Below are 7,566 nucleotides of genomic sequence, written 5' to 3' on the forward strand. Positions count from 1 at the left end.
GTCGACCCCACCCCCGACGCCGCCGCGCTCCCGGCGGACGACCTCGACGCACCGACGAACCCGACCCCGACCGTCGCGCCGCCCGCCACGCAGGCCGTCGCGCCGGCCGTCACGCCCGTCGCCGGGGACGCGTACGTGCCCCGCGCGTTCGCCGTCGCGACGCCGGGCCTCGGCTCGCCCGTCGCCGCGGCTCGCCCCCTGACGCCCGACGACCTGCCCCACCGCCCGTCGGAGCGCGTCCAGGACCTCGCCCTGCGTGCGCTCGAGCTGGCGCTCGAGCGCGCCGTGCGCGGCGACGCGGCGCCGTTCGTCCTGGTCCGCGAGGGCTACGACGTGGAGGTGCTCGACTTCGAGGCGTCCGACGCCGGGGTCGCCGAGGCACGGGAGGCCGCGCGGCGCGGCGGGTACTCGGCGGCTGCGGTGTCGTGGACGAGTCCCGCGGACGCGACCCGCCCGCACCCCCGGGTCGTGGTCGACGCGTCGTCGGCGGGGCGGCCGGGCATCCGTGTGGCGCACGCGTTCGCGCAGGACGAGCTCGGGACGCGCGAGGTCGGCGGTCCCGAGGTCGTCGGGCAGTCCGCGCCCGTCCTCTAGGCGGTCCGCACGCCCGGCGCTACGCTGCCGGCGTGACCCACGCCACACCGCATGACACGGCGGAGGCGCGCCTGCGGGAGGTCGCGGCGGCGTTCGCCGACCGACCCGGCGTCGTGCAGCCCTCCGACGGACCGCGCCACTTCGGCACGGCGACGCTGCGGCTGGGCCGGTCGATCGTCGCGATGACGCCGGGCGACCACCTCGTCGTGAAGCTTCCGGCGCACCGCGTGACGGCCCTCGTGGAGGCCGGTGAGGGGCTGCCGTTCCCCGAGGGGCGTCCGCCCATGCGGGAGTGGGTGGCGATCGCGTCCGACGACCCGACGGTGTGGCACGACCGCGTCGCCGAGGCGCTCGAGCACGTCGGACGCTGACGCGCCGCGCACGCCCTGACGCTCACGCCGTCGAGCGCCCCGTCGGCGAGGGGCGCCGGCACCCCGGGGCGTCAGACGACCGGCGCGTCCTGCACGTCCGGTCGCGCCGACTTCTTCCCGTACCGCACCTCCGCACCGCCCATGATCGTCACGAGCCGCACGTCGAGCACGGGGCCGCCGCCGACGGGCGGCTCGGTCTTGTCCTCCCAGCCGCCCAGCAGCGGCAGACCCGAGGTGCGCACCTCCCAGGTGCGCGGCACCTTGATGTCGACGCCGCCCCAGAAGGTGAAGACGTCGATGCGCGCCGTCCCCTCGATGTCGGCCTCGCGCAGGTCCAGCTCGACGCCGCCCATGATCGCCGTGAGGCTCGCCCACCGGAACTGCTGCGTGCGGGTGCGCCGCTCGGCGCCCCACCAGAACGCGATCGCGGTGAGACGCCCCTCCTGCTCGGTGCGTGCGGCGGCGCCGAGCACGATGCCCAGCCCGATGAGGATCACCGCGACCGGCCAGACGTACTCCCACAGGCTCACGTCGAGGACCCGCAGCCGGTCGAGCAGCAGGACGACCCCGGCGGCGGTGATGACGACGGGGCCGAACCACGCGCGCGGCACGAGAAGGAGCGAGGTGACGCCGACGAGCACGACGAGCAGCGGCCACAGCGTGCTCGCGACGGTCCCGAGGTCGACGTCGACGACGCCCGTGCGCCCGAGCAGGAGCACGACCCCGGCGAGCACGACGAGCACACCGACGAGCACCTGACCGAGCGAGCGACGACCGTCCATGCCCGCCAACCTACCGACGTCGGGTCCCGGCTGTCAGGGACCCGACGTCGCTGGTCACGGCACCGGGGCCGGTGACACCGCGGCGGGGTGCTCGGGGCACGCCGCGACGGTCCGGACGCACACCGGGCAGGGCTCGCAGCCCTCGGTGCCGTCGACCTTGTCGAACCATGCGAGCTGGCGGCCGCCCGGGCAGTCGTCGTCCTCGTGGAAGAGGTGCGCGGCGGTGCTGCGGGCGGAGTGGTACGGACGGACACGCATGTCGGCCTCCTTGCCGATGACGCCCTGCCCCGACGACCCGGGGCCGTCCTCGCAGGCTAGGAGCACTGCAGCGGCGGGCGCGAGGGACCTCGGTCCGGGGCCGGCAGCCAGGGCGCCCCGCCGGGTCGCACGGACGGGCGTCGACGCCCTCACCTAGACGAACGCATCGATGAATCGCACACTGGCGATATGACTGAGGCCGCCGACCGACCCTGGACGAAGCGGGAGATCAGGCCGTCCTGGGCTGCGGTCGCGGTCGACGGGCGGAGGGGCGGGCTGTCACGGCGGGGGTTCACGGTTCGCGACAGCCGTTGACCGGAAGGTTTCTCATCGATAATCTCCGAATCGTCGATACTTCTCCGGGAGAGGACCTCACCATGGCCGCACAGGGGCAGGACGCACGGACCGCCGCACTCCCCCCGGGGCTCGTCGCCCTGGCGCTCGGAGGATTCGGCATCGGCCTCACCGAGTTCGGCATCGTCGGGCTGCTGCCCGAGATCGCGGCCGACTTCGCCGTGACGGAGAGCGTCGCGGGCTACCTCGTGTCGGGCTACGCCCTCAGCGTCGCCGTCGGAGCCATCGCCCTCACGGCCGCCCTCGCCCGCGTCGAGCGCAAGCGCGTGCTGCTCGGGCTCGTCGTGCTGTTCATCGCCGGCAACCTCATCTCCGCGCTCGCCCCGACCTACGGCGTCATGCTCACCGGACGCGTCGTCGCCGCCCTCTGCCACGGCGCGTTCTTCGGCGTCGGGGCCGTCGTCGCCTCCGACATGGTCGCCGAGAACCGCAAGGCCGCCGCCATCTCGCTGATGTTCGCCGGCCTGACCGTCGCGAACGTCGTCGGCGTCCCGTTCGGGACCTTCGTGGGCCAGCAGCTCGGCTGGCGCGCCACGTTCTGGGCGATCACCGGGATCGGCGTGGTGACGCTCGCCGGCATCCAGCTCCTCGTCCGCCACACCCCCGCCGCACCGTCCGCCGGGCTGCGCTCCGAGCTCGGCGTGCTGCGGCGACCCCAGGTGCTCCTCTCCGCACTGGTCAGCGTCCTCACGTTCGGCGGGCTCGTCGGCGCCTACACCTACATCGCCTTCACCCTCACCGAGGTCAGCGGGATCACGACCGCCGCGGTCCCGTGGCTCCTGCTGCTCTTCGGCGTCGGCACGTTCCTCGGCAACCTCGCCGGCGGGCGCTGGGCCGACCGCGACCTCGACGGCTCGCTCGTCGCGGCCATCGGCGGGCTCGCGCTCGTCCTCGTCGGGTTCGCGGCCGTCGCCTCCGTCACCTGGCTCACCGTCGTCGCGATGTTCCTGCTCGGGGCCGTCGGCTTCGCGACCGCCCCCGGGCTGCAGCTGCGCATCATGCAGTTCGCGGGCGACGCCCCCACCGTCGCGTCCGGCACGAACATCGCGGCGCTCAACGTCGGCAACGCCGCGGGGGCGTGGCTCGGCGGCGTCGCCATCGCCGCCGGCCTCGGCTTCGTCTCGCCGCTGTGGGTCGGTGCCGGGCTCGCGCTCGCCGCGCTCGCCGTGCTCGTGCCGACCTCGCGCGCCGCCCGACGCGGCGCAGCCACGCGGACCGGGCGCACCCCGGTCGCCCACGACGTCGCCCCGGTCGCGCAGCCCACCACCTGAGCCTCGGCGCACCGAGCGCGCACCGAGCACCACCTCGCGCACGACCACACACCTCCCGCGCGGCGGGGCGACCCGCCGCGCGCGGTCGCGCCCGCACGCACCGCGGGACCGCAGCACCGTCCGGCACATCTCAGGGGGAGACCGACGTGACGACAGACGTAGCGACCGACGCGACCGTGGACCAGCAGCCGTCCGACCCACCCGTCCAGCAGCACGCCGCACCGCCGCGGAGCACGTCCCCCACCGAGGACGGCTTCGCGGCGGTGGCGTTCTTCCCGGGCCTCGGCAGCCGCGACGCCTACCGCGAGGTCGGCGCCGCGACCGTCGGGTCCGACCTCCCGGTCGTCGCGGAGGTCTACCGGGAGGCGGCCGACGCGCTCCAGGTGCCCGCCGGGCCGGACGGCCTCGCGCTCACCCGGGCGAACCTGCCCGAGGACCGGGTCGAGCGACAGGGCTTCATCGCCGCCGCGTTCCTCGTGCACAACCTCGCCGTCCACGCCGACCTCGCCGCACGCGCCGAGCGCTCCGGCCACCTGCGGTTCGCCGCCTACACGGGCGAGAGCTTCGGCATGCTCGCCTCGGCGGTCGCCGCCGGAGCCCTCTCGGTCGGCGACGGCGCCCAGATCGCCCGCGTCTTCACGCCGCTGCTGCTCGCCGCGTCGAACCAGCGCGCAGGCGGCGCCTTCGGCGCCAGCATCGAGCGGTACCTGCCCCGGCACTCCTCGGAGTCCCCTCCGGTGAGCGAGCCGTTCCACGTCGTCGCGCTGCGCTCCGGCCCCGAGTCCGTCCGCCGCGTGAGCGAGGTGCTCACCCAGCGCCACGGCGAGCACGTCGAGGTCCACAAGCGGTACTCGCGGCACCAGGTCAACGTCTACGTGCGCGAGTCCTTCCTGCCCACGTTCGTCCACGTGCTGCGCTCCTACCCCGAGATCGAGGCCGAGGAGCTCAAGGCCCCCACCACGTTCCTCGCGCACTCCCGGCGCATGATCGGCGCGCGCGAGGCGCTCGCCCGGTACCTCGACGACCGTCGCATCACGTTCACCGCACCCCGCGCGCCCCTGCTGTCGAACAGCGGGCACGGCTTCCTCATCACCGCCGCCCACGTGCGCCACGCCATCCTCGCCATGACCGACGAGGTGATGGACTCGCAGCGCACCGTCGAGCTGATCGACGAGCTGCACCCCGACCTCGTGCTCGAGATCGGCCGCGGCGGTCGCTCGCTGCAGCTCCTGCGGGACAACACGGCGCAGCCCGACGCGCTCGCGGTCACGGGCGCGGACGAGGCTGCGCGCCTCGTCGCCGGCGCGGACCTCGTCGACGAGCTCACATGCCGGACACGGGCTCTCGCGGCACGACCCGACGCCGCGCTCGCCGACGCGGACCTCGGCACCCTGCGCGACCTCACCTCGCTCGCGGCACGCGAACCCGCCTTCGACGGCTACCTGCGGCGACGCGTCTGCGAGATGGGCTTCGAGGCGGCACGGCACCCCGAGCGCGACACCAGCCCCGCGCTGCGCCGGTTCCGGGAGACGCTGCAGCACACGCTCGCCCACCACGCGCACGTCCGTACGGGGGAGCTCGTCGTCGGTGCGCGCATGCGCAAGCGCCTCACCGGTCCCGACGCCGGGCGTGCCTGCACCGAGCTGCAGGTCGTCGACACCACGGGACGCGTGCGCGTCGAGGAGGTCGAGCCCGCCGCGGACACCGAGGCGCTCGTCGTCCACTTCGAGCAGATCAGACGCCCCGCCGTCCGGCACCTCGTGCCGGTCGTCCGTGACCTGGTCGCCTCCCAGCCCGCCGCGCAGCGCGTGCACGACGCCGTCGTCGACGGGCGTCGCGAGGACTCCCGCGACGACGAGCGGCAGGCGCTCGACGTCGTGCTCGCGCGGGCCGACGCGGTCGACGTGATCGTCCACCAGCTGAGCCTGCTCGCGCTGGTGCACCAGCACCGTCCCGGGTTCTTCGAGTACAACCACGTGTTCGTCGAGGCCAACGACCCGTTCGGGTGGCTGCTGGGGCTCGTGGCCGCCCGCGCGGTCCAGCCGGCCGACGTCGTCGACCTCGCGACGCAGCTCGTCCTGGGACGCGGGCACGACCGGCGGACCGAGCAGCTCGTGGTCGCGCTGTGCGACCGCGTCGTCGACGCGCAGGTCCCGATGCTGTCGCTGCACGGTCGGCCGCTGCTCGCGCGCCGCGACCTGGCCGCCGAGACGGCGGCGGTCTTCACGCGGCGCAGGTCGCGCGAGCGTCGTCGCCCCGTGCGGCTCGACGCGTCGTGCACCGTGCTCGCCCTCGGGCACGCGAGCCGTGCCCAGCAGCTCGACGCCGGTCCTCACGGCCTGCGCACCCTCGTGGTGCGCTCGCCCGAGGAGACGTGGCGCCACGGGCTCAACCCCGAGCTCGACGAGGCCGAGGCCCGCGTGCTGCTCACCGCATCGCCCGAGCGCCGCGCCATCACGGACTACGCGCAGCGGCGGAACCTCCTGCACAGCACGGTGAGCGCCTACGTGCAGCCCGACGAGACCGTCGCGGGCTTCGGCGAGGGCGGCAGCGAGTCCATGACGATCTTCTTCCGCCGCACGGGCGACCCTCGGCTGCGGGTCCGCAAGGTCCTCAGCGAGGCGCTCACGACCGCGCGGTGGGACCCCGACGGCGAGGGACCCATGCTGCCGCCCTTCACGAAGGCCAAGCGCCAGGCCGAGTACCTCGGCGCCCTGCCACCCGGCCTGCGCGACCACTTCCCGCGGGTCGACCACCTCACCGAGCGCACGCTGCGCGCGGTCGGCCACGGCGCACCGGGCGAGGCGCTCCACGAGGTCATCTACGAGATGACGTACGTGCCGGGCGTCGAGGTCGGGCAGTTCGTGCGCGACCACGCGCCGTCCCACCGGGTGGTCGCGCGGCTGTACAAGGTCATCCTGCGGTTCCTGCACGCCCACGTGCACTCCCAGCGGCGCGGCGCCGGCCCGGGCGGGACGCTCGACGAGCAGTACCTGCGCAAGATCGAGGACCGGCTCGCGCTGTCCCGCGCGACCGCGCCGCGCACGTTCGACGCGCGTCTGCTGGACGGCGACACGCTCACCGTCAACGGGGTCCGGTACCGCAACGTGCGGGCCGTGCTCGCCGCGTTCCGCGACGACCCGGCGCTGCAGCGCGTCCTCGAGCCTCCGACGCACGCGCTCGTCGTCGGCGACACCAACACCGAGAACATCAAGATGGGTGACCTCGGGCCGCTCCTGCACGCGGACGCGCTGGTCCGGGCCGGCGCGGACGACGCGGAGGTCGCCCGCGCGCTGCGCGCCGTGACGGCGCGCAGCATCGGCCTGCGGTTCCTCGACCCGCGCGCGATCGGGTACCGCAGCTCGGGGGCCGACACCCGCGACGACCCGATGTACGACAACAAGCCGTGGCACAACTCGGTGGGCCACTACGACGAGATGCACAACGAGCTGTTCGACCTCGACGTGCGCACGGCCGCCGACGGGACCGCACGCGTCGACGTGACGTTCCACCCCGGGAACCCCTACGCCGCGTCGTACGGCGTGCGGGACGTGACCGAACGCGGCCTGCCGGTCGACCCCGCGCACCCGCGGGGCCTGGAGGACCACTTCGCGGCGGTCATGCGGGCGGTCTACGACCTCGACGACCCCGCCTCGCCGCACCTGCGCGACGACCCGCACTGGCTGCTGCGGTTCGTGTTCACCATGGGCACGCACTTCACGGCGATGCCCCCGTTCCACTTCACGTCCGAGGTCGAGGGCACGCTCGTCGACACGCCCGAGGTGCAGCGGCGCCCGGTCGCGATCTACTGCGAGGGGATCAAGTGGCTGAACTGGGCGCTCCAGATGTGGGAGGGCACCCGGACGTCGTTCCTGGGGCTGCCCGTCGACCCGGCGTCGACCCGGGCGGGTGCGACGGCCGCCGCGGGGGTCGCGA

Annotated in this window: 6 protein-coding genes; 4 read left to right on the forward strand and 2 right to left on the reverse strand. The window is 74.6% G+C overall.

Features of this window, described 5'->3' with window-relative positions:
- Both ATM99_RS19340 and ATM99_RS11345 read left to right on the forward strand, forming a co-directional pair.
- Positions 1-594, forward strand: a 594-nt coding sequence (locus ATM99_RS19340) for a hypothetical protein (RefSeq protein ID WP_369798060.1), incomplete at its 5' end; no start/stop codon positions are given.
- A gap of 32 nt (positions 595-626) precedes the next feature.
- On the forward strand, positions 627-965 hold the full coding sequence (locus ATM99_RS11345) for a hypothetical protein (RefSeq protein ID WP_062103028.1): 339 nt from the start codon (positions 627-629) through the stop codon (positions 963-965).
- A 71-nt stretch (positions 966-1,036) separates the two neighbouring features.
- On the opposite strand, the gene ATM99_RS11350 is transcribed toward ATM99_RS11345, so the two are convergent.
- Together ATM99_RS11350 and ATM99_RS11355 are read right to left on the reverse strand one after the other, a co-directional pair.
- Entirely contained in the window at positions 1,037-1,747 is a 711-nt protein-coding gene (locus ATM99_RS11350; RefSeq protein WP_062103029.1) for a LiaI-LiaF-like domain-containing protein, read from the reverse strand.
- 54 nt (positions 1,748-1,801) lie between these two features.
- A complete protein-coding gene (locus ATM99_RS11355; RefSeq protein ID WP_150118259.1) occupies positions 1,802-2,005 on the reverse strand; it encodes a hypothetical protein in 204 nt (67 codons plus the stop codon).
- A 377-nt stretch (positions 2,006-2,382) separates the two neighbouring features.
- Here ATM99_RS11355 and ATM99_RS11360 point away from each other — a divergent pair, with 377 nt between their 5' ends.
- Positions 2,383-3,630, forward strand: coding sequence for an MFS transporter (locus tag ATM99_RS11360; RefSeq protein WP_062103031.1), 1,248 nt, complete (start codon positions 2,383-2,385; stop codon positions 3,628-3,630).
- Positions 3,631-3,776: 146 nt separating this feature from the next.
- On the forward strand, positions 3,777-7,566 hold a 3,790-nt coding region (locus ATM99_RS11365; RefSeq protein ID WP_150118260.1), incomplete at its 3' end, for an ACP S-malonyltransferase.

Origin of the sequence: Cellulomonas sp. B6, assembly GCF_001462455.1 — a bacterium.
Taxonomy (GTDB): Bacteria; Actinomycetota; Actinomycetes; order Actinomycetales; family Cellulomonadaceae; genus Cellulomonas.

Bases quoted from the DNA above. Each gene is read 5' to 3' on its own strand.
- ATM99_RS11360 (WP_062103031.1), top strand. From the start codon at position 2,383: ATGGCCGCACAGGGGCAGGACGCACGGACCGCCGCACTCCCCCCGGGG.
- ATM99_RS11350 (WP_062103029.1), bottom strand. From the start codon at position 1,747: ATGGACGGTCGTCGCTCGCTCGGTCAGGTGCTCGTCGGTGTGCTCGTC.
- ATM99_RS11355 (WP_150118259.1), bottom strand. From the start codon at position 2,005: ATGCGTGTCCGTCCGTACCACTCCGCCCGCAGCACCGCCGCGCACCTC.